23 protein-coding genes are annotated in these 26,531 nt (G+C 72.2%); 10 read left to right on the plus strand and 13 right to left on the minus strand.

The window, feature by feature from the left end:
* Nucleotides 1–2 precede the first annotated feature (2 nt).
* Nucleotides 3–470 (plus strand): pyridoxamine 5'-phosphate oxidase family protein, encoded by a 468-nt coding sequence (locus FIV44_RS27440; protein ID WP_141007208.1) that lies wholly within the window; start codon nt 3–5, stop codon nt 468–470.
* On the opposite strand, the gene FIV44_RS27445 is transcribed toward FIV44_RS27440, so the two are convergent.
* From FIV44_RS27445 to FIV44_RS27455, 3 genes are read right to left on the minus strand one after another with little or no spacing between them, the layout of a single operon-like run.
* On the minus strand, nt 436–1,440 hold the full coding sequence (locus tag FIV44_RS27445; protein WP_141007209.1) for a 5'-3' exonuclease: 1,005 nt from the start codon (nt 1,438–1,440) through the stop codon (nt 436–438). The genes FIV44_RS27440 and FIV44_RS27445 overlap by 35 nt on opposite strands.
* 23 nt (nt 1,441–1,463) lie before the next feature.
* The gene (locus FIV44_RS27450) at nt 1,464–1,988 is read right to left on the minus strand and encodes an SRPBCC family protein (RefSeq protein WP_141007210.1); all 525 of its coding nucleotides are present in this window, start codon (nt 1,986–1,988) and stop codon (nt 1,464–1,466) included.
* Nucleotides 1,985–2,344: an ArsR/SmtB family transcription factor gene (locus FIV44_RS27455; RefSeq protein WP_141007211.1), complete on the minus strand. Its 360-nt coding sequence runs from the start codon at nt 2,342–2,344 to the stop codon at nt 1,985–1,987. The genes FIV44_RS27450 and FIV44_RS27455 overlap by 4 nt, the downstream gene beginning before the upstream one ends.
* A 106-nt stretch (nt 2,345–2,450) precedes the next feature.
* Here FIV44_RS27455 and FIV44_RS27460 point away from each other — a divergent pair, with 106 nt between their 5' ends.
* From FIV44_RS27460 to FIV44_RS27475, 4 genes are read left to right on the plus strand one after another with little or no spacing between them, the layout of a single operon-like run.
* Entirely contained in the window at nt 2,451–3,383 is a 933-nt protein-coding gene (locus tag FIV44_RS27460) for a phosphodiester glycosidase family protein (protein ID WP_141007212.1), read from the plus strand.
* 11 nt (nt 3,384–3,394) lie between these two features.
* Nucleotides 3,395–4,450, plus strand: a complete 1,056-nt coding sequence (locus FIV44_RS27465) for a GtrA family protein (protein WP_181410869.1) — start codon at nt 3,395–3,397, stop codon at nt 4,448–4,450.
* Nucleotides 4,451–4,474: 24 nt separating this feature from the next.
* Nucleotides 4,475–4,906 (plus strand): hypothetical protein, encoded by a 432-nt coding sequence (locus FIV44_RS27470; RefSeq protein ID WP_141007214.1) that lies wholly within the window; start codon nt 4,475–4,477, stop codon nt 4,904–4,906.
* A 14-nt stretch (nt 4,907–4,920) separates the two neighbouring features.
* On the plus strand, nt 4,921–6,723 hold the full coding sequence (locus FIV44_RS27475) for an acyl-CoA dehydrogenase (RefSeq protein WP_141007215.1): 1,803 nt from the start codon (nt 4,921–4,923) through the stop codon (nt 6,721–6,723).
* A 448-nt stretch (nt 6,724–7,171) separates the two neighbouring features.
* Here FIV44_RS27475 and FIV44_RS27485 read toward each other — a convergent pair whose 3' ends face one another.
* Nucleotides 7,172–8,107 carry a glutathione S-transferase family protein gene (locus FIV44_RS27485; RefSeq protein WP_141008104.1) on the minus strand — a complete coding sequence of 312 codons (936 nt, stop codon included), beginning with the start codon at nt 8,105–8,107 and terminating at the stop codon, nt 7,172–7,174.
* A 199-nt stretch (nt 8,108–8,306) separates the two neighbouring features.
* Here FIV44_RS27485 and FIV44_RS27490 point away from each other — a divergent pair, with 199 nt between their 5' ends.
* From FIV44_RS27490 to FIV44_RS27505, 4 genes are all read left to right on the plus strand, one after another.
* A complete protein-coding gene (locus FIV44_RS27490) occupies nt 8,307–9,998 on the plus strand; it encodes a 3-keto-alpha-glucoside-1,2-lyase-like domain-containing protein (protein WP_141007217.1) in 1,692 nt (563 codons plus the stop codon).
* 105 nt (nt 9,999–10,103) lie between these two features.
* A complete protein-coding gene (locus tag FIV44_RS27495; RefSeq protein ID WP_141007218.1) occupies nt 10,104–11,603 on the plus strand; it encodes a DUF3375 domain-containing protein in 1,500 nt (499 codons plus the stop codon).
* Nucleotides 11,600–12,313, plus strand: a complete 714-nt coding sequence (locus FIV44_RS27500) for a DUF4194 domain-containing protein (protein ID WP_141007219.1) — start codon at nt 11,600–11,602, stop codon at nt 12,311–12,313. Before FIV44_RS27495 ends, FIV44_RS27500 begins: the two co-directional genes overlap by 4 nt.
* Nucleotides 12,310–15,810, plus strand: a complete 3,501-nt coding sequence (locus FIV44_RS27505) for an ATP-binding protein (RefSeq protein WP_141007220.1) — start codon at nt 12,310–12,312, stop codon at nt 15,808–15,810. Before FIV44_RS27500 ends, FIV44_RS27505 begins: the two co-directional genes overlap by 4 nt.
* 64 nt (nt 15,811–15,874) lie before the next feature.
* On the opposite strand, the gene FIV44_RS27510 is transcribed toward FIV44_RS27505, so the two are convergent.
* Genes FIV44_RS27510 through FIV44_RS27530 form a run of 5 tightly spaced genes read right to left on the minus strand, consistent with a single transcriptional unit; the run spans nt 15,875 to nt 20,780 of the window.
* On the minus strand, nt 15,875–16,504 hold the full coding sequence (locus FIV44_RS27510) for a hypothetical protein (protein WP_141007221.1): 630 nt from the start codon (nt 16,502–16,504) through the stop codon (nt 15,875–15,877).
* 6 nt (nt 16,505–16,510) lie between these two features.
* On the minus strand, nt 16,511–16,720 hold the full coding sequence (locus tag FIV44_RS27515; RefSeq protein ID WP_141007222.1) for a TOBE domain-containing protein: 210 nt from the start codon (nt 16,718–16,720) through the stop codon (nt 16,511–16,513).
* A 30-nt stretch (nt 16,721–16,750) separates the two neighbouring features.
* A complete protein-coding gene (locus FIV44_RS27520) occupies nt 16,751–18,127 on the minus strand; it encodes an NAD(P)/FAD-dependent oxidoreductase (RefSeq protein WP_141007223.1) in 1,377 nt (458 codons plus the stop codon).
* Nucleotides 18,124–19,335 (minus strand): saccharopine dehydrogenase family protein, encoded by a 1,212-nt coding sequence (locus tag FIV44_RS27525; RefSeq protein ID WP_141007224.1) that lies wholly within the window; start codon nt 19,333–19,335, stop codon nt 18,124–18,126. Before FIV44_RS27525 ends, FIV44_RS27520 begins: the two co-directional genes overlap by 4 nt.
* Nucleotides 19,336–19,340: 5 nt before the next feature.
* Nucleotides 19,341–20,780 carry an aminobutyraldehyde dehydrogenase gene (locus tag FIV44_RS27530; RefSeq protein ID WP_141007225.1) on the minus strand — a complete coding sequence of 480 codons (1,440 nt, stop codon included), beginning with the start codon at nt 20,778–20,780 and terminating at the stop codon, nt 19,341–19,343.
* A gap of 124 nt (nt 20,781–20,904) precedes the next feature.
* Between FIV44_RS27530 and FIV44_RS27535 the strand changes: the two genes are divergently transcribed.
* Nucleotides 20,905–22,299 carry an aspartate aminotransferase family protein gene (locus tag FIV44_RS27535; RefSeq protein WP_281285776.1) on the plus strand — a complete coding sequence of 465 codons (1,395 nt, stop codon included), beginning with the start codon at nt 20,905–20,907 and terminating at the stop codon, nt 22,297–22,299.
* 132 nt (nt 22,300–22,431) lie between these two features.
* Here the strand turns inward: FIV44_RS27535 and FIV44_RS27540 are convergent, their stop codons facing one another.
* The 4 genes from FIV44_RS27540 to FIV44_RS27555 all read right to left on the minus strand — a co-directional run bounded on the left by FIV44_RS27540 (nt 22,432) and on the right by FIV44_RS27555 (nt 26,476).
* The gene (locus FIV44_RS27540; RefSeq protein ID WP_141007227.1) at nt 22,432–23,247 is read right to left on the minus strand and encodes an ABC transporter permease; all 816 of its coding nucleotides are present in this window, start codon (nt 23,245–23,247) and stop codon (nt 22,432–22,434) included.
* A gap of 61 nt (nt 23,248–23,308) precedes the next feature.
* A complete protein-coding gene (locus FIV44_RS27545) occupies nt 23,309–24,157 on the minus strand; it encodes an ABC transporter permease (protein ID WP_141007228.1) in 849 nt (282 codons plus the stop codon).
* 5 nt (nt 24,158–24,162) lie between these two features.
* Nucleotides 24,163–25,215 (minus strand): ABC transporter ATP-binding protein, encoded by a 1,053-nt coding sequence (locus tag FIV44_RS27550; RefSeq protein WP_246086654.1) that lies wholly within the window; start codon nt 25,213–25,215, stop codon nt 24,163–24,165.
* Between the two features lie 94 nt (nt 25,216–25,309).
* Nucleotides 25,310–26,476, minus strand: a complete 1,167-nt coding sequence (locus FIV44_RS27555; protein WP_141007230.1) for a polyamine ABC transporter substrate-binding protein — start codon at nt 26,474–26,476, stop codon at nt 25,310–25,312.
* Nucleotides 26,477–26,531: the final 55 nt, after the last annotated feature.

The following is a 26,531-nucleotide window of genomic DNA, read 5'->3' on the forward strand; positions in this document are numbered from 1 at the left end:
CCGTGTCCATCCTCGTCGAGCTCGACGTCACCGAGTGCGAGCGCCTGCTCCGGGCCGCGGTGTTCGGCCGCCTGGCCCTGGTCGCCGACGGCCGGATCGAGGTCCTGCCGGTCAACTACACCGCCCACGACGACGCCGTGTGGGTGCGCACCTCGCCCGGCACGCTCCTCGACCGGTACGCCGACGGGGCGCAGCTGGTCCTGGAGATCGACCACGTCGACCACGAGCGCGGCCACGGCTGGTCGGTCGTCGCGCGCGGGCACGGCGAGCTGGTGCCGGACGAGGAGCGCACCACGGCCGAGCACCGCACCGCCGGGCCGCCGCGCTGGGTGCGCCGCGAGGACGAGGTGTGGGTCCAGCTCCGGTGGGAGGAGCTGACCGGGCGCCGGGTCGGGGGCGGCTGGGACGTCACCGCCGGCCTGCCCGTGTGGAGCATCAGGCCCGGGGGACCGACGCCGGGTCGCCGGTGAGCACCCGCAGCGCCAGCGCGGTGGTCGCCTCCATGTCGAGGTGGCCCACCACCCGCGCGACGCGCTCGATGTCGAGCGGCAGCAGGCCGGGCGTGCCCGGCACGTCGGGGGTCAGCCCGAGGTCGAGGTCGGTGCGGCCCGACATCAGCCGCAGGTTGAACTCGTAGGTCTCGCGGGCGCCCGGCGCAGAGAGCCGCCTGAGCACCGTGGCGCCGGTACGGCGAGCGCCGGTCTCCGCCGCCCAGGCGTCCAGCGCGGCGACGACCGAGCGGCCCTCGTCGTACTCGATGTCGGCCCAGATCTCCCGCATCGAGCCGATGTGGGAGAGCAGGTAGGCGGCGGTCTTCTCACCGATCCCCGGCACGCCGGGCAGGTTGTCGCTGGCGTCGCCCCGCACGGCGGCGAACTCGAGATAGCGCTCGGCCGGGACGCCGTACATCGAGCGGAGCCGGGCGGGCGTCAGCAGCGGCGAGCCGTTGATGCCGCCGTCGATCAGCCGCAGCACCCGGGTGTGCTCGCTGATGTGGGCGAAGGAGTCGCGGTCGGAGGTGATGATCACGCAGTCCCAGCCGTTCGCCCCGGCCCAGGTGGCCGCGGACGCGTTGACGTCGTCGGCCTCCAGTCCGGGCGGGGTCAGCGTCGCCAGGCCGAGCGCGTCGAGGAGGGCGCCGGCCCGGTCCAGCTGGTCGACCAGCTCCGGGTCCTTCTCGGCCCGGCCGGCCTTGTAGTCGGGATAGGCGTCGCGTCGTACCGAGGCGGTCCGGTCGTCGAGCCCGAAGATCACCGCGTCCGGCGCGAAGGAGTCGATCGACTCGATGATCTGGCGCAGCATCCCGTGCAGCGCCCACGCCGGCCGGCCGCCCCGGTCGCGGTGCCGGGTGTGGGCGCGCGCGTGGTGGTTGCGGTGCAGCAGCGACGGCGCGTCGACGGCGAGCAGCAGCCTGCGGGGGCGGTCCGGGACGGGATGCATGGCGATCCCCTCGACCCTAATGGTCAGCCGAAGGCCTTCCGGTAGTGGTCCGCGAAGGCCGGGTGGTAGTCGTCGAAGTCGATCGCCGCCGGGTCCGCGCCGGTCTCGGCGGCGACCATCCGGTCGAGGTAGTAGTCCCAGCCCGGCCCGACGCCCTCGGCCATCGCCGGGTCGGGGACGTTCTGCGCGAAGGTCAGCGTCGTGACCCCGTCGGTCTCGCTGAGGTCGATCCGCAGCAGCCAGTGCTCGGGTTTCTCGCCGTCGTACGGCATCGAGGTCGTGATCCGGAGCAGGTGCGGCGGCACGCACTCGTCGATCTGGAACGCCTCGCCCGGCATCTCATCGCCCTCGAAGGTCATCTGGAAGCGGACCCGGCCCTCGGCGGGATCGCCGGTCCAGGTGCCGATCCAGCGGGCCAGCCGGTCGGACTCGGTCACCGCGGCCCACACGTCCTCGATCGGGGCGTGGAAGGTGCGGACCAGCTCGACATAGGTCTCGCCGTCGTGGTCGCGGCGGCGGCCGGTGGGCGTGGGGGTGGGCGTGTTCATGCGGTCTCCTCGGTGGGTGGGATGTGGGTGGCGCGGCGCTCACGGCCGGTACGGCGGACCTCGAGGTCGAGGCCGTCGAGGGCGGACGCCGGGATCGGCGGCCCGGACGCGGCGAGACCGTCGACCCAGGACCGGACCGGGGCGAGGCCGGCGTGGAGCAGCCGGTAGTGCCGCTCCCGGCCGTGGTCCTCGGCCGTGACGAGGCCGGCCTCGGCGAGCACGCGCAGGTGCTTGCTGACGGCCGGCCGGCTGATCGGGTGCTCGGCCGCGAGGTCGACCACGCGCGCCGGCCCGTCCGCGAGCCGCCGCAGCAGGCTCCGGCGCACCGGGTCGGCGATCGCCTCGAACGGGTCCATGGCTTATTAGTAACACATTGGTTACCAATAAGGAAGGCGCGCGTCTCACATCCGGCCCGCATCGCGGGCACAGGGACCGGACAGCGCCGCCGGTCACCGTCGGGGCATGGACACACGCACGATCGCCCGGCGCTCCTTCCTCATCGGCGGCCTGGCCGCCGCCGTCGCGGGCAGCGCGGGCGCCTGGGCGCTCGACGAGTACGTCCTCGACCACGTCGAGGTGAGCGACGCGGCCGCCTACGAGGCGGCGTCCGGCAGCAGCGGCACGACGCTCGACACGGCGGACGCGGTCGCGACCGGCACGTCGTGGAGTGCGGACGGCACCACGGTCACCGTCACGAAGGTCAGCACGGGCAGCGGGCGCGGCACGGTGACCTACTTCGTCGCCGACCTCGTGCTGACCGATGCGACGGTGCTCCGCTCGGCGTTCGCCAACAACCAGTTCGGGGAGAACATCATCGAGAAGACCTCCGACATCGCCGCCGACAACGGCGCGGTGTTCGCCGTCAACGGCGACTACTACGGCTTCCGCGACTCCGGCATCGAGATCCGCAACGGCACCGTCTACCGCTCCGACGGCGCCCGCGAGGGCCTCGCGCTCTACGCCGACGGCCGGGTCGAGCTGTACGACGAGACCGCCACCACCGCCGAGGAGCTGCTCGCCGACGGCGTGTGGAACACCTTGTCCTTCGGGCCCGCGCTGGTCGCCGGCGGGCAGGTGGTCGAGGGCATCGACGAGGTGGAGGTCGACACCAACTTCGGCAACCACTCCATCCAGGGCGACCAGCCCCGGACCGCGATCGGCGTCGTCGACACCAACCACCTGGTCGTCGTGGTCGTCGACGGGCGCGAGACCGGCTACAGCCGCGGCGTCACCCTCCCCGGGCTCGCCGCGATCATGGTCGGCCTCGGCGCGCGGACGGCGTACAACCTCGACGGCGGCGGCTCCTCGACGATGTGGTTCCAGGGCGAGGTCGTCAACGAGCCCGGCAACGGCGGCGAGCGGGGTGTCTCCGACATCCTCTACATCCGGGGCTGATCGCGGTGCACGTGCTGATCCCCGCCTACCAGCCCTCCGCCGAGCTGATCGGCGTCGTGACCGGCCTGCTCCGGGCCCGCCCCGCCGTCGAGGTGCTCGTCGTCGACGACGGCAGCGGCCCGTCGTACGCCCCGGTCTTCTCCGCCGCGCGGACCGCCGGCGCCCACGTGCTCCACCTGGACGCCAACCACGGCAAGGGCTTCGCGCTGCGCGCCGGTATCCGCCACCTGGACGACGTCCGCGCGGCCGGGCCGGTCGTCACCGCGGACGCCGACGGCCAGCACGCCGTGGCCGACATCCTGCGGGTGCTGGACGCGGTGGACACCCGGGTGGACGCGCCGCCGCACCTGGTGCTGGGGGTGCGGGCGCTCGACGAGGGCGTGCCGCTGCGCAGCCGGATCGGCAACACCGCGACCCGGCTGCTCTTCCGCGCCGCCAGCGGCCGCCGGCTGCACGACACCCAGACCGGGCTGCGCGCGTTCCCGGCGACCCTGCTGCCCTGGCTGCTGACGCTGCGCGGCGACCGCTACGAGTACGAGCTCGTGATGCTGCTGCACGCCGCCCGCCACGGCGTCGTACTGCGGACCGTGCCGATCGCCACGATCTACCTCGACGGCAACGAGTCCTCGCACTTCCGGCCGGTCGCGGACTCGGTGCGGATCTACGCGCCGCTGCTGCTGTTCGTGGCGAGCTCGCTGTCGGCCTTCGCGATCGACACCGTCGCGCTGCTCGTGCTGCACTCCCTGCTCGGCTCGCTCCTCGTCGCGGTGGTCGGCGCCCGGCTGCTCAGCGCGAGCGTGAACTTCGCGGTCAACCGGCGCCTGGTCTTCGGCGGAGCGGCCACGCCGTGGCACCGGGCCGCCCGGCGCTATGCGGCGCTGGCCGTGCTCCTGCTGGCGGCGAACTACCTGGTGCTGGCCGGGCTGTACGGGCTCGGCCTGCCCCTGCTCGCCGCCAAGCTGGTCACCGAGGTGCTGCTGGTGGCGACCAGCTATGTCGTGCAGGCGAGATTCGTCTTCGCCCGGCGACACGACCGCTCGGGCCGGTCGCCGGGTGTCCATGCGTGACCTCGAGGCGCTACCCTTTCGAACATGCGTTCGGTGCGGCGGGCGGTCGAGGGCCAGGAGTGCCTGCCGCTCGACCTGCCCCCACCCCCGCCCGACCGGCCGCCGGAGGCCCGTGAGCGCCCGGCGCGGGACCGGTCCCCGGGGGACCGGCCGGTGGGGGAGCCGGAGCGGCTGCGGATCCGGCTCCGCAACGACGCTCTCGGCTCCCACGGCTGGCCGGCCGGCACCGAGCTGCTGGTGGCGACCGACCGCCGCCCGCGCCGCGGGGAAGTGGCGCTGGTGCGGGAGGGAGGCCGGCTGAGGATCGGCGTCCTCGAGGTCCGGTTCGGGCGTTCGGCCCTGCGCACCGACCACGGCGCGACCCTGCTCGGCTCGTCGGCCCGGATGGTGGGTGTGGTGGCCGTGGCCGGCGCTCCGCTGGCGGGGATGCCCGCCGTCGTACCACCTGCGGGGTGAGGCACGCTGGGGTCATGAGCCCCGACCTGCTGCTGGCGCGCCGTGACCTGGAGTTCCTGCTCTACGAGTGGCTCGGCGTCGAGGCGCTGACCGCGCGGGAGCGGTACGCCGAGCACAGCCGGGACACCTTCGACGCCGTCCTCGACCTCTCGGCCGAGCTCGCCGCCGCCCACTTCGCGCCGCACAACGCGCTCAGCGACGCCCGGGAGCCGCGGTTCGACGGGGAGACGGTCACGATCATCCCGGAGGTGGGCGCGGCGGTGCGCGCGTTCGCCGAGGCGGGGCTGGTGTCCGCGGCCATGGACGAGTCGATCGGCGGCGGGCAGCTGCCGCGCGTGGTGCAGCAGGCCTGCTTCGCCTGGTTCCAGGCGGCCAACGTCGCCACGTCGGGCTACCCGATGCTCACCATGGCCAACGCCAACCTGCTGCTCGCGCACGCCACGCCCGAGCAGGTCGGCCGGCTCGTGCCGCCGATGCTGGAGGGCCGCTGGTTCGGCACGATGTGCCTCTCCGAGCCGCAGGCCGGGTCGTCGCTGGCCGACGTCGCGACCCGGGCGGTGCGCCAGGAGGACGGCAGCTTCCGGCTGTTCGGCAACAAGATGTGGATCTCGGGCGGCGACCACGAGCTGGGGGAGAACATCGTCCACCTCGTCCTGGCGCGGGTGGAGGGCGGGCCGGCCGGGGTGAAGGGGCTGTCGCTGTTCGCGACCCCGAAGTACGTCGTGGACGCCTCCGGCGCCCGCGGCGAGCGGAACGACGTCGTCCTGGCCGGCCTCAACCACAAGATGGGCTTCCGCGGCACGGTCAACACGGTCCTCAACTTCGGCGAGGGCGCCCACCGCCCCGGCGGTGTGCCGGGCGCGGTGGGGGAGCTGGTCGGCGAGGAGGGCCGGGGCCTGGCCGTGATGTTCCACATGATGAACGAGGCGCGGATCGGGGTCGGTGCCGGCGCGGCCGCGCTGGGCTACACCGGCTACCTGCGCGCGCTGTCCTACGCGCGCGAGCGGGTGCAGGGCCGCCCGCTCGGCGCCAAGGACCCGGCCGCGCCGCCGGTCCCGATCGTCGAGCACGCCGACGTCCGCCGCATGCTGCTCGCCGCGAAGTCGTACGTCGAGGGCGGGCTCGCCCTCGTGCTGCGGGCCGCGCTGCTGCTCGACGACCAGCACACCCACCCCGACGAGGCGGCCCGGGAGCGCGCCGGCGCACTGCTCGACGTCCTCACCCCGATCGTGAAGAGCTGGCCCTCCCAGTGGTGCCTGGCCGCGAACGACCTCGCGATCCAGGTGCACGGCGGCTACGGCTACACCCGCGAGTACGGCGTCGAGCAGCTCTACCGCGACAACCGGCTCAACCCGATCCACGAGGGCACCCACGGCATCCAGGCCCTCGACCTGCTCGGCCGCAAGCTGGTCCAGGCCCGGGGCACCGGCCTGCAGGTCCTGCTCGACACCGTCCGGGAGACCGCCGAGCGGGCCCGGGCGACGGGTGACACCGTGCTCGCGTCGTACGCCGACCGGGTGGACGCCGCCGCCGGCCGGCTCGCCACGGCCGTCGCCGCAGCTTGGGAGTCCGGCGACCCCGAGATCGCGCTCGTCAACGCCACCACCGGCCTCGAGGCCGCCGGCCACATCGTCGTCGCCTGGCTCTGGCTCGACCAGCTCGTCGCCGCCCACGGCCGCGAGGGCTCGTTCCACGACGGCAAGCGCGCCGCCGGACGCTACTTCCTCACCCACGAGCTGCCCAAGGTCGAGCCGATGCTCGACCTGCTCGGCGGCGGCGACCAGCTCTTCAACGAGGTCGACCCGAGAGGCCTCTAGCTGAGGCGCGCGCGGCTGTTGCATGAATCCCCGGATGTCCGGGGATTCATGCGCTTGTCAGGGGTTGCAACGCCTGACAAGCGCATGAGATGCCCATCCCCTGTGACAGGTGGGACGCAGGTGGTCGTACGGGTCGACGCCGGGTACGAAGTCGACCCACGAGACGTGGCCCGGCCGGTCCGGCTCGGCGACCCGGTGACCCCGGTGACCCCGGTGACCCCGGCAACCCCGGTGACCCCGGCAACCCCGGCAACCCCGGTGACCCCGGCAACCCCGGTGACCCCGGCAACCCCGGTCGCGGTCATCGTGTGGCCCAGAGCGCCGCCCGGACGCAGCTCGATCCGGTCGACCGTGGTCGCGAACCCGTCGGAGGCCCCACCACGAGCCGGTTTGCGGTCCTCGACATCGATCGATCAGGAGACCGCGATCCTCTCCGGGACGTCGCGGCTCAACGCGACCGCGCCAGCCGCTCCCGTCCGTGGGGCGCGTGCCAGCCGGCGAGGTCGGGCCCCTTCGGCACGATCCCGGTCGGGTTGATGTCCTCGTGCACGACGTAGTAGTGCCGCTTGATCTGCTCGAAGTCGATCGTCTCGCCGAACCCGGGCGTCTGGAACAGGTCGCGCGCGTAGGCCCACAGCACCGGCATCTCGCTCAGCTTGTTGCGATTGCACTTGAAGTGCCCGTGGTAGACGGGGTCGAAGCGCACCAGGGTCGTGAACAGCCGCACATCGGCCTCGGTGATCGCCTCGCCCATCAGGTAGCGCCGGTCGGCGAGTCGCTCCTCGAGCCAGTCCAGCGCGGTCCAGAGCCGGTCGTACGCCGCGTCGTAGGCCTCCTGCGAGCCGGCGAACCCGCACCGGTACACGCCGTTGTTGACCTCGGTGAAGACCCGCCTCATCACCTCCTCCATCTCCTCGCGGCAGTCGTCGGGCCACAGGTCCGGTGCGTCGGGCCGGTGGTGGTCGCGCCACTCGAAGAAGAGGTCGTGGGTGATCCACGGGAAGTCGTTGGTCACCACCGCCCTGGTCGGCACGTCGACCATCGCGGGCACGGTGATCCCGCGCGGATAGTCGGGGAAGCGCGCGAAGTAGGCCTGCTGGAGACGCTCGTAGCCGAGCACCGGGTCCACGCCGCCGGGGTCGAGGTCGAAGGTCCAGCTCCGTACGTCGTGGGTCGGCCCGGTCAGCCCCAGCGAGACGACATCCTCGAGGCCGAGCAGGGTCCGCACGATGATCGCCCGGTTCGCCCAGGGGCAGGCCCGGGCCGCGACCAGCCGGTACCGGCCGGGCTCCACGGGCCAGGTCGGCACGTCGAGCTCGCCGCCGTCGTACGGGTCCTGGCTGTGGCCCTCGACCTTCGTGATCCGGTCGGGGATGTAGTTCATGTCCCGGTCGAAGGCCTTGCCCTTCGTGGCGTACGTCGGCACCCGCTCCTCCTCGTCGCAGTTCGGCTCTCCCGCCGAGGTTAGTGCCGCGACGCTCCCACGCTCACTTTGTTCATGGACATGAACTCAAGTCCCATAAAATTCACGAATCAGGATCTGGTTCTTGACTCTGTGTGACCTGCGCCCTACGTTCCGGTCCATGAACACGCTGTGCAGGTTGGTCGCCACGGCGGCCGCGACGGCCCTGTCCCTGACCGTGCTGGGCGCGGCGACCTCCTCGCCCGCGGCGGCCGCGGTGGGCGACGAGGTGATCGCCTGGGCCGAGGTCGAGGACGGCGTGATCACCGGTGGCCCGGTCTTCAACTCCGGCGACCACGGCAACTTCTCCGGCACCGGCTCCTACACCTTCCGCGAGACCGGGATGACGTCCACGATGACCGTGAACGCCCCGGTCGCCGGCGTCTACCCGATCCACATCCGGTACGCCGCCGGGCCGCTCGGCGCCGACGAGAACATCACCCGCTCGATGGGCCTGCTCACCAACGGCGGCGCCCGCCAGCAGCTGCAGTTCCCGATGACCAGCTTCGCGGACTGGGAGGCGTGGGACTTCGTGAGCTCCACGGTGACCCTCGCCGAGGGCCCGAACACGGTGGCGATCCAGTGCGACCGCGGGATCGACTTCTGCCGCCTCAACTTCGACGCGATCCAGGTCGGCGGCGCTGCTCCGGACCCGTGCGTGGCGACGGAGCCGGGCCCGGGCTACACGAGCCTGTTCGACGGCACGTTCGCGTCCTTCGACGGCTGGCGCAAGGCGGGCGGCGGCGGCTTCGGCCGGCAGACCGACTGCACCATCCGCAGCATCCGCGGCGCCGGCGCCACCTGGCTCACGCAGCAGCAGACCGGGCCGTACACCCTCCAGGTCGACTGGCGGCGCAACGACTCGAACGACGACTCGAGCGTCTACGTCGCCTCGAGCGCCCGCGGCGCGACCCCCACGGGCGGCTACCAGGTCCGGATCGGCGCCGAGACCGGCGGCATCCGGCCCACCGGCGGCGAGACCCAGGTCGCCGAGCCCGCCGCGCTGGCGAGCGCACTGCGCCCGGTCGGCGAGTGGAACACCTTCACGATCCGGGTCGCGAGCGACGAGGTCTCGGTCCACCTCAACGGCGTCCTGGTCAACACCCACCGTCCCGCGAGCCCCACCTCGCCCCACGGCTTCATCGGCCTCGAAAACCGCAGCACCGGCGACACGGTCGACTTCCGGAGCATCCGGATCAGGCCCGGCGTCGACCCCGACCCGCCGGAGGTCGTCGACTCGACCACCGCGGTCGCCGTGTCCCCGGGCACGGCCCAGGTCCGGCGCGACACCGTGGCGGTGACGGCGACGGTGTCCTCGCCCGGCGCGACCCCGACCGGTCAGGTCGAGTTCTACGTCGGCGGCGTCAGGCAGTCCACCCTCCCGCTCGTCGACGGCACGGTGACCGCCAACGTCGGCCCCTTCGACACCGCCGGTACGACGACCGTCGAGGCGCGCTACCTCGGCGACGCCGCGACCCGGCCCAGCAGCAGCCCGGTCGCCGGCGTCGTGGTCCAGAGGGCCCCGTCCGTGCTGACCGTCTCGGTCAAGCCGAAGAAGGTCGTCGCGAAGCGGACCAGGGCCAAGGTGGTCGTCGCCGTCACCGCCCCGGGCGTGCTCCCGACCGGCACGGTCACCGTGACCGTCGGCAAGGCGACCTCCACCGCCGTGCTCCAGGAGGGCCGGGCCGTCGTCAAGCTCAAGAAGATCAAGAAGACGGGCAAGGTCCGGGCCGCCGTGACCTACGCCGGCGACCCGGTCGCCGGGCCCGCTGCGGGCACGGCGACGGTCAAGGTGAAGCGGGCGAGGAGGTAGGGGGAGCCGCGGTCGGCCCCGCGCGGCGGGGGTGGCCCCCGGTCGCGTCGTACCCCTCTGGAATGCTGACCCCTCCCCCGAGACACGGAGGAAGGTGGGGACGACGTGAGCGAGATCGCCGGCGAGCTGGCGCGGGTCAAGGGCGCCTTCGCGCAGCCGACCCTGACCCTGCTCCACCAGCGGCAGGCGCCGGTCGTGATCACCATCTTCCGGGCGGCCTTCGGGCGCAACAACAAGCCGATCCCGACGGCGCGGCTGCACACGCAGGTCGAGGAGCACCTCGCCGAGATCAGGCTGGCGGGGGAGACCGAGGTCCCGAGCGGCACCGGCAAGGAGACCTGCCAGCGCTGGATGCGCGGGCAGTGGCTGGTGCGCTCGCTCGACGAGCAGGGCAACGAGGTCTACTCGCTGACCTCGCACGCCCAGCAGGCGCTGGAGCTGGTCAAGAACCTCGCCCGCGACCGGGCCACGCTCAGCGAGCACCGGATCGCGACGATCCTGGGCACGGTACGACGCTTCAACTCCGAGGCGAACCCCGACCGCGGCGCCCGGGTGAGCCTCCTCAACGAGGAGATCGCGCGGCTCAAGGCCGAGCGCGACCGCCTGGTCGACGGCGCGGAGATGGTGAGCGCGACCGAGGACTACATGGTCGAGGGCTTCACCGAGCTGCTCTCCCTGATCAGCGCGCTGCCGAGCGACTTCGCGCGCGTGGAGGAGAGGTTCGCGACGATCCGCGGCGAGATCCTCGCGGCCTTCCGGGCCGAGGACCGGCCGGCCGGCGAGGTGATCGACGAGTACCTCGCGCGGGCCGACTCCCTGATGACCGCGACCCACGAGGGCCGGGCCTTCGAGGGGGCGTTCGCGCTGCTGCGCGACGACGCGCTGGTGACCCAGCTGCGGGAGGACCTGACGGCGCTGCTCGAGCACCCGCTGTCCGACGGCATCCTCGGCGAGGCCGACCGGGCCGAGCTGCGCGGCACGGTGCGGCTGGTGCGCGACGGGCTCGACCGGGTGCTGGCGCAGCGCAGTCGGGTGACCGCGACGCTCAAGGAGTACATCGTCTCCCACGACGCCGCCCGCGACCGCGAGCTCGAGCAGACCCTGCGCCAGGTCGAGTCCGAGCTGATGACCTGGATGGCCGAGACCGGCCCGCGGGCCACCCACGACGTCTCCCTGCTGCCGAGCCGGGTCGGCATCGACCATCTCCGCGAGCGCTTCCACGACCCGGCCGACGACGTCCTGTCCGACCGGATCAGCGCCGCCGACCCCGCCGACGCGCCCGGGCTCTCGCTCGCCGCGCTGATGGCGCAGGGCGGCCCCCAGCTGGGCTCGCTGCGCCGGCGCCTCGACGACGCGCTGCGCGACCTGCTCCCCGCCGGCTCGCTCGGCGAGCTGTTCGAGACGCTTGAGCCGTCCCTGCGCCGGCCGGTGGAGATCTTCGGCCTGCTCCACCTGGCGGCCAACCGCGACCTGCGGACCGAGGACGACGAGCTGGAGTCCTTCGCCGCCGTACGACCGGACGGGACAGAGCGCACCTTCGCGGTGCCGCGGACGCCGCTGCCCGACCCCGACCTCGACCTCGACCGTGAGGAGTCCAACGCATGAGTGTCGACACCGAGATCGAGTCGGGGTACGACGAGGTCGAGGACTTCGAGGTCGTCGACGAGCACTCCGTGTCCCTCTTCGAGGGCGACGAGGGCGGCCTGGAGTACGCCCAGCGGCAGGCGCTGGTCGCGCTCCTCAAGCAGCGGTTCATCAGCGCCCGCACCCACCCGCGCGACTGGCAGGTGCTCGTCGACGACGAGCGCGTGCTCCGCTCCCGCCTCAACGACCTCTTCCTCGACCTCCAGGTCGACCGCGAGCGCGAGGTGGCCTGGAAGCGCCAGGCCAGCGCGGAGGGCGGTGGGCGGTTCCCGACCCTGCTCCACGACACGGCGTGGTCGCGGGAGGAGACGCTGGTGCTGGTCCACCTCCGCGACCGGCTGCGCGCCGGGCTCGCCGGCGGCGACGCGCGCGTCTTCGTCGACCGCGACGACATCCTCGACTACGTCGCCAGCTACCGCCCCGCGCACGCCACCGACGAGTCCGGCGACGAGAAGCGCGCCCGCAACGCGGTCACCAGCATCGTCAAGGCCGGGCTCCTCATCGCCACCGCCTCGGAGGAGCGCTTCGAGATCAGCGAGGCCGTCGAGCCGCTGCTGCCCCTCGAGCTGCTGCAGGAGCTCCTCGAGGCCCTGCAGCAGGCCAACGGCACGGCCACCGCGCCCGAGGCCGAGGCGGGCGAGGCCGACCTGTTCGAGGAGGACGCCGGATGAGCATCGACGAGGCCGAGCAGATCGACGAGTCGACCGCCGACGGGCTGTTCGCGGAGCAGGCCGTCGCCGCGCCGGTCGACGACACCGTGCAGTGGCGAGCCTCCCTGCTGCAGCTGGTCAACTGGGGCGGCTTCGGCGGCCTCACGACGGTGCCGCTGTCGGGCGACGCGACGATGATCTCCGGCGCCTCCGGCGTCGGGAAGAGCACCATCCTCGACGCCTACACGGCGCTGATGATGCCCTCCGACACCAAGTTCAACGGCGCCTCCAACGACGCCGTCGCCGGCCGCGCCCGCAGCGCCGGCCAGCGCAACCTGCTGTCCTACCTCCGCGGTGCCGTCGACGTCGTCGACGACCCCAGGACCGGTCGTCCCGTCGAGCAGCTGCTGCGCGGCAGGAACGCCGACACCTGGGGCGCGGTCGCGATGACCTTCGTCAGCGACCAGGGCGGCCGGTTCACCGCGCTGCGCACCTACTACGTGCCCCGCCGCGCCTCCCGCTCCGGCGACGTCCTCATGCAGATGTGGACCCACGAGGGCACCCTGCCGCTCGACAAGCTCGAGGCCGCCGTCCCCGAGAAGTTCCACGCCAACACGATCAAGAAGCTGTTCCCCGGCGTCCGGGTGCACCGCACGTACGCCGAGTTCTCGGCCGTGCTCCACGCCCGGCTCGGCATCGGCGCCAACGGCGACGGCGCCAAGGCGCTGCGGCTGCTGGCCCGGATCCAGGCCGGCAACCAGGTCCGCAGCGTCGACGAGCTCTACAAGGACATGGTCCTGGAGCGCCCCGCCACGTACGCCGCCGCCGACCGCGCGATCGAGCACTTCGACGACCTCGACGCCGCCCACGCCGCGATGCGCACCGAGCAGCAGAAGCTCGAGCTCCTCGAGCCGATCACCGAGATGCACGAGCGGCGTACGGCCGCCGCCCGGCGCCTCGCCGAGCTCGACTCCTACGGCATCACCCTGAGCGGCGACGAGACGCCGCTGCGGTACTGGCTGCTGCGCACCCACCTGCGGCTGATCGAGACCGCGGTCGCCGCCAACCGCGACGCCCGCGCGGCGACCGTGCAGGCGCTGGCCGCGGCGCAGGCGGCCGAGCTCCAGCTGACCGGCGATCTCGACGCGGCCAAGGAGGCCCACCGGGCCGCGGGCGGCGGCGACCTCCAGGCGCTCGCCTCGCTCGCCGACGCCGAGCGGATCCTGCGCGAGGAGCGCGGCAACCGCCTCGCCGAGCTCGAGGAGCGGGTCTACCCGCTGGTCGGGCTCACCGACCCGATCGACTCAGGCGCCCCGGACCTGGAGTCGGCATTGGACAATGTCGGCGCGTTCACCGTCCTGCAGGAGCAGGCCCGCGAGCGTCTGGCCACGGGGGAGCGGGAGCAGGCCCGGCTGCGCGCCGAGCGGGAGACGGTGCTGCGCGAGCAGCAGTTCCCGCTCACCCAGGAGCAGTCCGTCCTCAAGCAGGAGCGGGCCTCGCTCGAGAGCCGCGCCGGGCGGGTGCCGTCGTACCTCCACGACCTGCGCACCGCCGTGGCCCGCGCCAGCGGGCTCGCCGTCGACGAGCTGCCGTTCGTCGCCGAGCTGGTCGACGTCGCGCCCGAGGAGGCGCGCTGGCGCACCGCCGTCGAGACCGTCCTCGGCGGCAGCGCCCGGATGATGCTGGTCCCGCTCGACCGGCTCTCGGAGTTCTCCGCGGCGATCGACGACCTGCGGCTGCCCGCGCGGCTGACCTTCCAGGGGGTCGAGCTCGACCTGCCCGGCACCGGGCCGTCCGACCCGGAGCGGATCGCCGGCAAGCTGCTCTTCAAGGACTCCCCGTTCGCCGGCTGGGTCCAGCAGCACGTCGAGGAGCCGGCCCGCAACGCCCTGTGCGTGGACAGCGCGGCCGAGCTGGACGGCCCCGGCTTCCGGGTCACCGTCGCCGGCCAGACCCGCAACGGGCGGCGCGGCGCGCACGGCCGCAACGACACCCGCAACATCATCGGCTTCTCCAGCGAGGAGGCGATCGCCGAGATCGACGCCCAGCTCGCCGGCGTCGAGCAGCGGCTCGGCGAGATCGACGGCCGGCTCGCCGAGCTGGGCCGGCGCTCCGGGCTGCTCGACCTCCAGCGCAAGGCGTACGAGGCGATCGTCATGGTGCGCTTCGACGACGTCGACGTCGCGGGCAGCGACCGCCGCATCGCCGACCTGGAGGACCGGCGGGCCGCCATCCTGGCCTCCGACGACCGGCTCCAGGTGCTGCAGGCCCAGATCGACGAGCTCGAGGACGGGCTGGGCCAGGCGCGCAAGGAGCGCTTCTCCCTGGAGCAGCGCAAGGACCGGCTCAACGCCGACCACGGCGAGCTCGCCGACGCCGAGGACGTCATCAAGGACCGGGTGATCGCCGTCGAGGACGCCGGCGCCGTGGTGCTCAGCGAGGAGCAGGACGCCGCGCTGACCGCCGACTTCGCCGCGGCCGCCGCACCCGCCGACCCCGACGACCTCGACCGGTTCCTGGAGAACTCCCAGCGTCTCGGCGAGCGGCTGCGCACCGCGCTCGCCGACGCCGAGGCGGAGATCCGGCGCTGCGACGACGACCTCGGCACCATCTTCCGCAGCTACAAGTTCACCTGGGACTCGCCCAACCTCGGCGCGACCGCCGAGTCGTACCCCGACTACGCCCGGATCCTCGACGAGATCCGCGGCAAGGGTCTCGCCGCGCGGCGCTCGGAGTGGCGCCGGCGGCTCACCGAGTGGAGCGGCCAGGACCTCGTGCCGCTGCTCGGCGCCATGTCGGCGTCGGTGGAGGAGATCGAGGACCGGCTCGAGCCGATCAACGCGATCCTGCGGCGACTGGAGTTCGGCGCCTCCGGCGACCGGCTGCGGATCCGGCTGCGCCGCCTCGCCCCCGCCCACGTCCAGGCGTTCATGAAGGACCTGCGTGCCCTGTCCTCCGGCGCCACGACCGAGCTGCGGGAGGAGGACCTCGAGCGCAGGTTCGCCGAGCTCAGCCGGTTCATGCGCCAGCTCCGCAAGCCCGACCAGGCCGTGGGCGACAGCGCGGCCGGCTCCGGCGACCGCGACCGCCTGCTCGACGTACGCCGCCACGTCGAGATCAGCGCCGAGCGCTACGACCCCCTCACCGGCGAGCTGCGCGCGACGTACCGGACGCTGGGCGAGAAGTCCGGCGGCGAGAGCCAGGAGCTGGTGGCGTTCATCGTCGGCTCCGCGCTCCGGTTCCGGCTCGGCGACGAGATGCGGTCCCGGCCGCGGTTCGCGCCGGTCTTCCTCGACGAGGGCTTCGTGAAGGCCGACTCCGAGTTCGCCGGCCGCGCCGTCGAGGCGTGGAAGGGCCTCGGCTTCCAGCTGATCATCGGCGTCCCCCTCGACAAGGTGACCGGCCTGGAGCCGCACATGGACGAGCTCCTCGCGATCACCAAGAACACCACGACCCACCAGTCGTGGATCACGCCGATCACCGACGCGGTGGAGGAGGACGACGCGGAGCAGGGGTGACGACGCCTGGGGATGCACAGCGAGCCGTCAGGGGTCGCCGTCGTCCGCGCCGGGTGACGGCTCGTCAGACCGCCTTGCCCGCCAGGTCGGTCAGGTGCACGCCGTCGCGAGCGGCGACGGTGAGCCAGGCGCCGCCGCTGCCCGGCAGCGGGCGGCCGGCGACGACGGTGCAGCTCTGCGGCTCGGTGCCGCACAGGGCCGCCAGCACCGCGCCGTCGAGGTCGGTGAGGTCGAAGGGCTTGCGGGGCGAGCGCACCGTGCCGCCGGAGGTCATCGCCTCGCCGTCCCACAGGAGGACCTCCGCGTCGTCCTCGCCGGGAACCATGAGCACCGCGTTGCCCTGGTAGAGCACGACCTCGTGCACGTCGGTCGACCCGGTCTCCGCGCGCAGCGCCGCGGCCATCGCAGCGGTGCCGTCGGTCGTGAACAGGTCCGCGTCACCGGAGCCCCCGATCTGGATCAGGGTGTGCGACGTCGTGGTCGACGTGTGGTCGTCGTCACCGCCCATGGCGCTCATCACGAGCGCGGTGATCCCGGCGCCGGCCCCGCCGAGCACCACCACGGCCCCGGCCACCAGGACGCCGATCCGGCGTCGTACCCGGCGGCGCTCGGTGCCGGCGTCGTACGCCGGGTAGGTGGCGCCGTCGTACGGCGCCCCCTGCGGCGCGTCGTACCGACGCCACTCCTCGGCCACGGCGCCTCAGTCGACGGCGAGCAGGACGTCGCTGGCCTTGACCACCACGGTGACCTCCGAGCCGACCTCGACACCGAGCTCCTCGGCCGCCTCGCGGGTGATCGAGGACGTGACCGTGTCGCCGCCGCCGAGCTGGACCTTGACGGTGGTGGTGACCGCGCCGACCTCGACGTGGGTGACGGTGCCGCGGATCTGGTTGCGTGCGCTGAGCCTCATGGTCCGAGTATCGCAGGCTGCAGCGGCGCCTCAGGAGTCGAAGCCCAGACCGAGCCGGTCGAGCGTGCGCAGCCACAGGTTGCGCCGGCCGGTCTCGTCGGCGCGCGCCGACGCCCACCGGGTGAGCTGGACGCCGATCCACGCGAACGGCTCGGGCGGGAAGGGCAGCGGCCGCTCCCGCACCATCGCGAGCTCGGTCCGCTCGGTCGGGGCGCCGGAGAGCAGGTCGAGCATGACGTCGGCGGCGAACCGGGAGGCGCCGACGCCGAGGCCGGTGAAGCCGGTGGCGTAGGCGACGCGGCCGCCGTGGGCGAGGCCGTAGAATGCGCAGAACCGGGTGCAGGTGTCGATCACGCCGCCCCACCGGTGCGTGAACCGCACGTCCGCCAGCTGCGGGAAGGTCGCGTAGAAGTGCTCGGCGAGCAGCCGGTGGGTCGCGGCGCGCTGCTCGTGCTCGGGCGCGATCGCGCGCCCGAAGTGGTAGACCGCGTCGTACCCGCCCCACAGGATCCGGTTGTCGCCGGTCAGCCGGTAGTAGTGGAAGAGGTTCCCGCTGTCGGCGACCCCGCACCGTGCGGTCCAGCCGACCGCCGCGAGCTGCTCGCGGGTGAGCGGCTCGGTGGCGAGCACGTGGTCGTAGACGGGTACGACGCGCGTCCGCATCCGCCGCAGCAGCGAGGTGAACACGTTCGTCGCGAGGACCACCTGCCGGGCGCACACCACGCCGTACGACGTCGTCACCTCGACCACGCCGTCGCGCCGGCGCATGCCCAGGACCTCCGTCTCGTCGGCGATCCGCGCCCCCAGCGACTCCGCGGCCGCCGCGAGCCCCCAGGCCAGTCGCGCGGGATCGACCATCGCGCAGCCCTCGGCGTCGAGCCGGCCGGCGAGGTACGTCGGCGAGTCGACCAGGCCGCGGACGGCGGCGGCGTCGAGGAACCCGGGCGCCGACGGCTCCAGCAGGGCCGTCTCGTGCGGCCGGGTCGCGACCGAGAGCTGGCCGGTGCGCTCGAAGCCGCACGCGATCCCGTAGCGGCGCACGGTCGCCTCGATCGCGTCGAGGTTCGCCAGCCCCATCCGCTCCAGCTCGTCGTACTCCTCGGGCCAGCGGTCGCGCCCGTTGGCCTCGCCGTGGGTCAGGCTCGCCTCGCAGAACCCGCCGTTGCGGCCGGTGGCGTGCTCGGCGATCCGGTCCCGCTCGACGACCAGCACCGACCGGCCGGGCTCCCGCTCGAGCGCCCGCAGCGCCGTCCACAGGCCGGTGAACCCGCCGCCGACGACGAGCAGGTCGACGTCGGCGTCGCCCACCGGGGGCCGCCGGGCGGGCCGCGCCGGGGTGTCGAGCCACAGCACGCGCGGGGCGGCGGCGTCGGCGCGTTCGTGGGCCTCACGGGAGGTGAGGGTCATTGCTCGCGCCGGCCCCACGGTGCGCCGTACGCCGTCAGCAGGTCCAGGAACGGCACCGCGTCGAACGCCTCCGGACCCAGCACGCCGGCGCCCTGCCAGGCGCCGGTCGCGAGCAGTTCCAGCGCGATCACCGGGTTGACCGCGGTCTGCCAGACCACGCACTGGTGGCCGTACTCCGCCATCGACCAGGAGTTGTCGACCACGTGGTAGAGGTACGTCGACCGCGGCTGCCCGTCCTTGCCGGTGCCCGTCACCCACAGCCCGGCACAGGTCTTGCCGGTCATCCGCGGCCCCACCGTCGCGGGATCGGGCAGCACCGCCGCCACGACGTCGCGCGGCGACACCTCGACGCCCTTGACCCGCACCTTCTCGGTGCGGTCGAGCCCGAGCGTGTGCAGCACCTGGAGGATGGTGATGAACTCCGAGCCCAGGCCGTACTTGAAGGTCACCCGCCGGCAGTCCACCCAGCGCGGCATGAGGAGCACCTCCTCGTGCTCGACGTTGACGCACTCGACCGGGCCGATCCCCTCGGGGAAGTCGAAGACCTCCGGCTCGCTGAACGGGGGAGTCGTGAACCAGCCGCGCTCGCGCTCCCAGATCACCGGCGGGTTGAGGCACTCCTCGATCGTGGTCCACATCGAGAACGACGGCGCGAAGATCTCGTTGCCGTCGTCGTCGGTCACCACCAGGTTGGCACCGTCGCGGGTGCCGAGCTCGTCGATCTCGGAGAACAGGTGGTCGGCGGCGTAGCGCGCGAACACGTCGGAGAGCCCCGGCTCGACGCCGATCCCGACCAGCGCCAGCCGGCCGGCCTCCTCCCACTCCTCGGCGGCGGCGAACTGCTCGTCGCCGAGCTTCACCCCCGTCCTCTCGTACGGCGCCTCGGGATGCGGCTTCGACAGCGACATCGCCATGTCGAGGTAGTCCGCGCCGGCCGCGAAGGCGCCGTCGAAGACCGGCATGTCGAAGACCGGGTCGACGGCGTTCATCACGTGCGTGATCCGGTGCTCCCGGCAGAGCGCGGCGACGGACTCCGCCGAGGAGGCGTCGACCCGGGCGGCGGCGTACCGGCTGTCGGTCGCGGCGGCCCGCTCGGCCCGGGCGAGGTCGTAGTCGGCGACCACGAGCGCCTCGAAGAAGTCGCGACGCGCGGCGATGGCGGCGAAGGCGCCGCCCACGCCGCCGGCGCCGATGAGGAGGATGCGCACCGGAGTCACTCTCCCGTGAAGGACATGACGTGCTTGATGCGCGTGTAGTCCTCGAGGCCGTACATGGACAGGTCCTTGCCGTAGCCGGAGTGCTTGAAGCCGCCGTGCGGCATCTCGGAGACGAACGGGATGTGGGTGTTGATCCAGACCACGCCGAAGTCGAGCCGTTTGGACATCCGCAGCGCGCGGGCGTGGTCCGTGGTCCACACGCTGGAGGAGAGGCCGTAGCGCACGCCGTTGGCGAGGCGGAGCGCCTCGGCCTCGTCGGCGAACCGCTGCACGGTGATGACCGGGCCGAAGATCTCGTCCTGGACCGCCTCGTCGTCCTGGCGCAGCCCGGAGACGACGGTCGCGTCGAAGTAGTACCCGCCCTCGCCGCCGGCGACGGTGGGCCGGGTGCCGCCGGCGTCGATCCGCGCGTGGTCGGGCAGCCGGTCGACCATGCCGGTGACCCGGGCGAGCTGGTCGGGGTTGTTGAGGGCGCCGTACAGGATGTCGGGGTCGTCGGGCAGGCCGGTGCGCGTGCCCCGCGCCTGCTCGGCCAGCGCGGCGACGAGGTCGTCGTGGACGCCGTCGGCGGCGAGCACCCGGGTCGCGGCCGTGCAGTCCTGGCCGGCGTTGAAGTAGCCCGCGGTCGCGATCGCCTCCGCGGCCGCCGCGACGTCGGCGTCGTCGAAGACCACGACCGGTGCCTTGCCGCCCAGCTCGAGGTGCACCCGCTTGAGGTCGGTGGCCGCGGACCCGGCGACCTCCATGCCGGCGCGCACCGAGCCGGTGATCGCGACCAGCTGCGGCGTCGGGTGCTCGACCAGCGCCCGGCCGGTGTCGCGGTCGCCGCACACGACGTTGAGCACGCCGGGCGGCAGGTGCTCGGCCGCCAGCTCGGCCAGCAGGACGGTGCTGGCAGGCGTGGTGTCGCTGGGCTTGAGCACGATCGTGTTGCCCGCGGCCAGGGCGGGCGCGATCTTCCAGATCGCCATCATCAGGGGGTAGTTCCAGGGGGTCACCTGGGCGACGACGCCGATCGGCTCGCGGCGTACCCAGGAGGTGTGGTCCTTGAGGTACTCGCCCGCGCCGCGGCCCTCGAGCACTCGCGCGGCGCCGGCGAAGAACCGCAGCTCGTCGACGCTCGGCGGCAGCTCCTCGTCGGCGGTCAGGCCGATCGGCTTGCCGGTGTTCTCGCACTCGACGCGCACGAACTCGTCGGCGCGGTCCTCGAGCGCCTGGGCGATCCGCAGCAGCGCCTCCTGCCGCTCCTTCGGCGTGGTCTCGCCCCAGGTGCCGAAGGCCCGCTCGGCCGCGCGCATGGCGCGGTCGACGTCCTCGGGCCCGCTGGCGGGGGCGGTCGTGTAGGTGCGGCCGGTGGCCGGGTCGACGACGTCGTACGTCGCTCCGGAGGCGGCGTCCGCGGACGCGCCGTCGATGAGGTTGCGCAGAGGACTCATGCCTGGCGAGCGTAGTCAGCATGTCGGTGGCGCGGAAGTGACTTCGCAACGAAATCCGTTGCACATCTGCGCAGAGGCGACTGATTCACTTGCTGTTTCCCGCTCGGGGCGTCAAGATGGAGGGGTGGTAGACGACAAGGCACACGACGCCCTCCAGCAGTCCGCGCGCGATCACCTGTGGATGCACTTCACCCGCATGTCGTCCTACGACACCGCGGAGGTGCCGGTCATCGTGCGGGGCGACGGGGCGTACGTCTGGGACTCCCACGGCCGCAAGTACCTCGACGCCCTCGGCGGGCTCTTCGTCAGCCAGCTGGGCCACGGCCGCACCGAGCTCGCCGAGGCCGCGGCGAAGCAGGCCTCCGAGCTCGCGTTCTTCCCGCTGTGGTCCTACGCCCACCCGAGCGCGATCGAGCTCGCCGCGAAGATCGCGAGCCAGGCGCCCGGCGACCTCAACCGGGTCTTCTTCACCTCCGGCGGCGGCGAGGCCGTCGAGTCCGCCTGGAAGCTCGCCAAGAACTACTTCAAGCTCGTCGGCAAGCCGATGAAGCACAAGGTGATCAGCCGCGCGATCGCCTACCACGGCACCACCCAGGGCGCGCTGTCGATCACCGGCCTGCCCGGCCTCAAGCAGCAGTTCGAGCCGCTGGTGCCCTCGACCTTCCGGGTGCCCAACACCAACATCTACCGCGCGCCCGCGTTCCTGGAGGACACGAGCGGCGTGGTCGACCCCGAGACGTTCGGCCGCTGGGCCGCCGACCAGATCGCCGTCGCGATCGAGAACGAGGGCCCCGACACCGTCGCCGCCGTCTTCCTCGAGCCCGTCCAGAACGCCGGCGGCTGCTTCCCGCCGCCCCCGGGCTACTTCCAGCGGGTGCGCGAGATCTGCGACCAGTACGACGTCCTGCTGGTCTCCGACGAGGTCATCTGCGCCTACGGGCGGCTGGGGCACATGTTCGGCGCCGAGCGCTACGGCTACCAGCCCGACATCATCACCTCCGCCAAGGGGATCACCTCCGGCTACGCCCCGCTGGGCGCGATGATCGCCAGCGACCGGATCTACGAGCCCTTCGCCCACGGCACCGAGACCTTCCTGCACGGCTACACCTTCGGCGGTCACCCCGTCTCCACCGCGGTCGCGCTGAAGAACTTCGAGATCTTCGAGAACGAGAAGATCAACGAGGGCGTCCGCGAGCGCGAGGGCGCCTTCCGCGGCACCCTCGAGAGGCTGCTCGACCTGCCGCTCGTCGGCGACGTCCGCGGCGACGGGTTCTTCTACGGCATCGAGCTGGTCAAGGACAGGACCACCAAGGAGACCTTCGACGAGGACGAGTCCGAGCGGCTGCTGCGCGGGTTCCTCTCCAAGGCGCTCTTCGACGCCGGCCTCTACTGCCGCGCCGACGACCGGGGCGACCCGGTCATCCAGCTCTCCCCGCCGCTGATCTGCGGCCAGGAGCACTTCGACGAGATGGAGCAGAAGCTCCGCACGGTCCTCACCGAGGCGGCGGCGCTCCTGTAGCCGGGGACCTTCAGCGGTACCGCCACCACGCAACGGCGGACCGGGACGGTGGGGGTCTCGGGCCGCCGTTGCGTGGTGCCTCGGCCCGGATCCGTGGATCGGGCGGCGGCCCGCGTCAGGCGGCGGCCCGCATCAGGCGGCGGCCCGCTTCCGGGTGACCAGCATGTTGCCGAGCACCAGGAACAGCGAGATCAGGAACATGACGGTCCCGACCACGTTGACCTGCATCGGAATGCCACGCTGCGCGACGCCCCACACGAACATCGGGAAGGTGACGGTCTGGCCCGCATTGAGGTTGGTGATGATGAAGTCGTCGAAGGAGAGCGAGAAGCTCAGCAGCGCCGCGGCGGCGATGCCGGGGAAGACGAGCGGGAAGGTGACCCGCCAGAACGTCGTCCACTCGCTGGCGTAGAGGTCCATCGCGGCCTGCTCGAGGTTCTCGTCGAGCCCGGCCAGGCGTGCCTTCACGGTCACGATGACGAAGGACAGGCAGAACATCACGTGGGCGATGAAGATCGTCACGAAGCCCAGCCGCCCGCCGAAGCCGCCCGCCACGAAGAGGGCGAGCAGCGAGGAGCCCATCACGATCTCGGGGGAGGCCATCGGCAGGAAGATCACGGTGTTGGCGATCGACCGGCCCGCGAAGTTGTGGCGCACCAGCCCGAAGGCGGCGAGGCTGCCGAGCAGGGTGGCGACCAGGGTGGCGAGCAGGCCGATCTCGATGCTGCGGACGACGGCCTCGCACATCCCGTCGGGCCGGCAGGGGTTGGCCCAGTTGTTCCAGGTGAAGTCGCGGAACGCGTAGACGTTGCGGGACTTGCTGTTGTCGTTGAAGCTCATCAGCATCACGACGGCGATCGGCACGAACATGTAGACCAGCACGAGCAGCCCGGCCGCGAGGACCAGGTGCTCGCCGATCCACCGCCCGGCGCGCTGCAACCCGGTCATGCGGGGTCCCCGCGACGTTGTTCGGGGGAGCGGAGCGGAGGAGAAGAAGGTCGTGGGGTGCTCATACGAGGTCCTCCGTCCCGGCGGTGCGGATGTAGACCATGACCATCGCGACGATGATGACCATCAGGATCACCGACAGCGCGCCCGCCGTGGCGTAGTCGCCGGTGCTGGTGAACAGGTTCTGGATGACATTGCCGACCATGCGCTGGTTGGGACTGCCCAGCAGCGAGGCGTTGATGTAGTCGCCGGCGGCCGGGATGAACGTCAGCAGCGTGCCCGCCACGACGCCGGGCTTCGACAGGGGGAGGGTCACTTTGAGGAACCCGCGGGACGGCGAGGCGTACAGGTCGCCCGCGGCCTCGATCAGCCGGCCGTCGATCTTCTCCAGGCTGGCGTAGAGCGGCAGCACCATGAACGGCAGGAAGTTGTAGACCAGGCCGGCGATCACCGCGACGGGGGTCGCCAGCAGCCGGCCGTCCTCGCCGAGGACGTGCAGGAACTGCAGGGTGTCGACCACGAAGCCGTCGTCGGCGAGGATCAGCTTCCACGACAGGGTCCGGACCAGGAAGCTGGTGAAGAAGGGGGCGATCACCAGCACCAGCAGCAGGGTGCGCCAGCGGCCGGCCTTGAAGGCGATGGCGTAGGCGAGGATGTAGCCGAGCACGAGGCAGATCGCGGTCGCCACCGCGGCGTACCACAGCGAGCGGACGAGCGGCTCCCAGAACTGGTCGAGCGCGTCGGTGAAGTTCGCGAACCGGTAGCTGACGTCGTACCCGGTCAGGACCGAGCCCTCCGGGTCGAACAGGCTGGTCGCCAGCAGCGAGTAGAACGGGATCACGAAGAAGAGCGCGAGCCACAGGCCCGCCGGCAGCATCAGCCAGTAGCCGGTGAACCGTCCGCGGCGCATGGCCGTCACGCCTCCACGCCGGCGTTGACGTCCTGGCTGGCGGGCAGCAGGAACGCGAACTCCGGGCGCCAGGACACGTCGACCTTCGTCCCCGTCTCCAGTACGGCGCGGCGGCCGGTGTTCTGCTCGAAGGACATCAGCTCCTGGCCCCACGGCATCATCACGAGGTACTGCGTGCTGACGCCGACGAAGCTGACGTCGGTGATGACGCCACCGGTCATGTGGTTGCCGGGGGCGTCGATCGGCTCGCCGGCCGGGGCGACGAGGACCTTCTCGGGCCGGATGCCGACCCAGCCGTCCCCGGCGCGCGCATGGGCGCGGTCGGCGGGGATGGAGACCTGGGTGCCGTGCATGTCGACCCGGACGACGTCGCTCTCGGCGCTGGTGACGGTGCCGGGGATCAGGTTGGACTGGCCGAGGAAGTTGGCGACGAAGGTGGTCCGCGGGTTCTCGTAGAGCTCGGCGGGGGAGCCCATCTGCTCGATGACGCCGCCGTTCATGACCGCGATCGTGTCGGCCATCGTCATCGCCTCCTCCTGGTCGTGCGTGACGTGCACGAAGGTGAGGCCCACCTCGGTCTGGATCCGCTTGATCTCGATCTGCATCGACCGGCGCAGCTTGAGGTCGAGGGCGCCGAGCGGCTCGTCGAGCAGGAGCACCTCGGGGCTGTTGATCAGCGCCCGCGCGAGGGCGACGCGCTGCTGCTGGCCGCCGGAGAGCTGCGGGGGCTTCTTCCGCGCCTGGGCCTCGAGCTCGACCAGCGCGAGCATCTCCTGGACCTGCTTGTCGACGTCCTTGGCCTTGCGGCGGCGCAGCCCGAAGGCGACGTTCTCGTGGATGTCGAGGTGGGGGAAGAGCGCGTAGTTCTGGAAGACGGTGTTGACCGGCCGCCGGTACGGCTTCTGGTAGGTGATCTCGTCGTCGCCGAGGTGGATGGTGCCGGAGGTCGGCACCTCCAGGCCCGCGACCATCCGTAGCGTCGTCGTCTTGCCGCAGCCGGACGGGCCGAGCAGGGCGAAGAAGGTGCCGGCGGGGACCTCGAGGTCGAGAGAGCGCACGGCCGTGAACGTGGCGAACTCCTTGGTGAGCGCCGTGAGCCGGAGACTCCGGCCTCCTCCGGAGGACCGGTCGGATGCGCGGTCGGACGCGCTGTCAGCCGCCAATGACATCGGCGAAATCTCCTTCGTAGGCGCGGATCTGGAACTCCTCGAGTGCCATGAACGAGTGCATCGTCTTCAGCGACTCGGCGGACGGGAAGATGAGCTGGTTCTCGACGAGGTCGGGGTCGACCTCCTCCATCGCCTCCTGGGCGCCCTTGACCGGGCAGATGTACCAGACGTACGCGGCGAGCTTCGCGGCCACCTCGGGCTCGTAGTAGTAGTTGATCCACTCCTCGGCGTTGCCCTGGTGGGTGGCGAGGTTGGGCACGAGCATGTTGTCGGACCAGATCATCTGCCCCTCCTCGGGGGAGACGAAGACCAGGTCCTCGTTCTCCGCCGCCGCGACGTCGCCCGACCACGCCTCGCAGGCGAGGATGTTGCCGGCGGAGAGGTCCTGGATGTAGTCGTTGCCGGTGAAGGCGCGGACCTGGCCGTCGTTGCGGGCCTTGCGCAGCCGGTCGATGGCGTTGTCCCAGTCGTCCTGGTCGAAGTCCGCCGGGTCGGCTCCCTGGGACAGCAGGACCAGGCCCATCGTGTCGCGCATCTCCGTCAGCAGCGAGATCCGCCCGCGCAGGTCCGGGCGGGAGAGCAACTCCTCGAAGGAGCGCACCTCCTTGACCTTCGACCGGTTGTAGGCGATCCCGGTCAGGCCGCTCTGCCAGGGCGCGGAGTAGGTGCGGTCCGGGTCCCAGCCGACGCCGGTGAGGGAGTCGATCAGGTTGGCGTGCAGGTTGGGCACCTTCGCGGCGTCCAGCGGCTGGATCCAGCCGACCTGGATCATCCGCGCCGCCATCCAGTCGGTGAGCATGAACAGGTCGCGCTTGGAGGACTGGCAGGAGCCGAGCTGGTTGACGACCTTCGCGAAGAACTCCAGGTTGTCGTTGACGTCGGCGGTGTAGCTCACGTCGATCCCGGTGCGCTCCCGGAAGGCCGTCAGCGTGGAGACGTAGTCGCCGTCGTCCTCGTCGATGTAGGCCGGCCAGTTCGAGACGACCAGGCGGTGGTCGGTGTCCGAGACGTCGGCCACCCGGCACGACGCGGGGTCCTGCTTACGGTCCGGCGTGCCGAACAGGGGGAGCACGCCGAGGCTGGCTCCACCGACCAGGAGCCCGGCACCCCCGCGGAGCGCCGCCCTGCGACTCAGACGGGCAGAGACCACCGATCGCCACCTTCCTATGGATGGAACCAGCCGATCGTGGCATGACCTAGGTCAC

It is taken from the genome of Nocardioides humi (genome assembly GCF_006494775.1).
In the GTDB taxonomy this organism is placed as follows: domain Bacteria; phylum Actinomycetota; class Actinomycetes; order Propionibacteriales; family Nocardioidaceae; genus Nocardioides; species Nocardioides humi.

What these genes read in the sequence shown, in the direction of transcription:
- FIV44_RS27475 (WP_141007215.1), top strand. Translation starts at nt 4,921, where the DNA reads ATGAGCCCCGACCTGCTGCTGGCGCGCCGTGACCTGGAGTTCCTGCTC.
- FIV44_RS27500 (WP_141007219.1), top strand. Translation starts at nt 11,600, where the DNA reads ATGAGTGTCGACACCGAGATCGAGTCGGGGTACGACGAGGTCGAGGAC.
- FIV44_RS27455 (WP_141007211.1), bottom strand. Translation starts at nt 2,344, where the DNA reads ATGGACCCGTTCGAGGCGATCGCCGACCCGGTGCGCCGGAGCCTGCTG.
- FIV44_RS27530 (WP_141007225.1), bottom strand. Translation starts at nt 20,780, where the DNA reads ATGAGTCCTCTGCGCAACCTCATCGACGGCGCGTCCGCGGACGCCGCC.
- FIV44_RS27490 (WP_141007217.1), top strand. Translation starts at nt 8,307, where the DNA reads ATGAACACGCTGTGCAGGTTGGTCGCCACGGCGGCCGCGACGGCCCTG.
- FIV44_RS27445 (WP_141007209.1), bottom strand. Translation starts at nt 1,440, where the DNA reads ATGCATCCCGTCCCGGACCGCCCCCGCAGGCTGCTGCTCGCCGTCGAC.
- FIV44_RS27545 (WP_141007228.1), bottom strand. Translation starts at nt 24,157, where the DNA reads ATGCGCCGCGGACGGTTCACCGGCTACTGGCTGATGCTGCCGGCGGGC.
- FIV44_RS27460 (WP_141007212.1), top strand. Translation starts at nt 2,451, where the DNA reads ATGGACACACGCACGATCGCCCGGCGCTCCTTCCTCATCGGCGGCCTG.
- FIV44_RS27505 (WP_141007220.1), top strand. Translation starts at nt 12,310, where the DNA reads ATGAGCATCGACGAGGCCGAGCAGATCGACGAGTCGACCGCCGACGGG.
- FIV44_RS27450 (WP_141007210.1), bottom strand. Translation starts at nt 1,988, where the DNA reads ATGAACACGCCCACCCCCACGCCCACCGGCCGCCGCCGCGACCACGAC.
- FIV44_RS27470 (WP_141007214.1), top strand. Translation starts at nt 4,475, where the DNA reads ATGCGTTCGGTGCGGCGGGCGGTCGAGGGCCAGGAGTGCCTGCCGCTC.
- FIV44_RS27515 (WP_141007222.1), bottom strand. Translation starts at nt 16,720, where the DNA reads ATGAGGCTCAGCGCACGCAACCAGATCCGCGGCACCGTCACCCACGTC.
- FIV44_RS27485 (WP_141008104.1), bottom strand. Translation starts at nt 8,107, where the DNA reads ATGAACTACATCCCCGACCGGATCACGAAGGTCGAGGGCCACAGCCAG.
- FIV44_RS27540 (WP_141007227.1), bottom strand. Translation starts at nt 23,247, where the DNA reads ATGACCGGGTTGCAGCGCGCCGGGCGGTGGATCGGCGAGCACCTGGTC.
- FIV44_RS27520 (WP_141007223.1), bottom strand. Translation starts at nt 18,127, where the DNA reads ATGACCCTCACCTCCCGTGAGGCCCACGAACGCGCCGACGCCGCCGCC.